Annotated in this window: 1 protein-coding gene and 1 pseudogene; both read right to left on the reverse strand. The window is 69.8% G+C overall.

Features of this window, described 5'->3' with window-relative positions:
- Positions 1-70 precede the first annotated feature (70 nt).
- Positions 71-274, reverse strand: a pseudogene (locus ACWEBX_RS41270) (SRPBCC family protein); the annotation flags it as partial.
- A 109-nt stretch (positions 275-383) separates the two neighbouring features.
- A complete protein-coding gene (locus ACWEBX_RS41275; RefSeq protein ID WP_451889798.1) occupies positions 384-968 on the reverse strand; it encodes a hypothetical protein in 585 nt (194 codons plus the stop codon).
- Between the last annotated feature and the right edge of the window lie 150 nt (positions 969-1,118).

Raw genomic sequence — 1,118 nt, forward strand, 5'->3', positions numbered from 1 at the left:
GCGATCTACCAGTGGTCCTCGCGCCTGTCGAACCCCTCCTTCGGCTGGTTCGCCGGCTGGATCATGGTGATCGGAACTGCCGGCCCGTCTTCATACCGGCGTCCTTGACCGTGCTGGTGAAGACGGTGCCGACGGCCGTCGGGCCCTCCGGAGCCTTCGTGATCGCCTGCACCCTCGGGCTGAACTCTGGGTCGTTCGTGCCGGCGGCGAGGTAGGCGAAGACCTCCTCGATGGGGCGGTTGATCTCGGTTGTCGCCTCGAACTGACCGGACACGGTTCCTCCTGTGCTGCGATCACGGACCGCCCGCGAGGGCGCGCGGAGCTTTGCCGCGCCTGGTCAGCCTAGGGGCCGGGAGCCGGGCAGGCGCGTCGCACGGGCAACTTCAGTGGTCGAAAACGTCGGTCAGGCGCACGGTGTAGCCGTCCTCCTCCATGAGGACGACGGTGACGCCGAAAGGGTTGGGATGGTCCAGCTCCATCGGAGTGAACGCGTACTCCACGGCGGCCTTGACCGGGGGTGGCAGTTCGCCGTCCGGTCGTGGCGCGGGGGCCCGACCCCAGTCGAGCGCGGTCGCGTCCTTCTCCCCGGTAGCGGTACCGGCGGACGGGGACGAGGACTCCTCCGTGTAGGGGAACTGGTGCAGCACATGCCCGTCCGGGGTGGCGCGGACCATGTTCAGACACGGGGAGGGACCGACGGCGGGCAGCTCACAGGCCGTGGCCACCTCCTGGGTCTCCCAGGCCAGGACGACCTCGTCCGCGCCGGCCGCCGCGGCGATGTTCGACAGCGCCGCGATGCCGGTGAGCGCGTCGGCGCCGGGCTCGGTCGGGCGCACCCAGACCAGCCCGACCAGCTCGCCCCGCACGAGCGGCATGATCACCGGCCGGGGCACCGCACCCTCGCGCACTCCCTTGACGTAGGTGCTCTTCATCGAGCTGACCAGCGTGTCCCACGTTCGCGTGTCCACGGAAGCCCCTTTGCCGCTGTCGTCTTCGATCACCGCCGACCCTGTCACGCGGGCTGTCCCCGTGTCAGGCGGACGTCGTCCTCTAGGGCCTGTCTGACAATTCCCGTCTGCCCGGCGACGCCATGCACGCTCCCCCAAGCTCTTCGAGCA

This window comes from Streptomyces sp. NPDC005070, assembly GCF_053600395.1.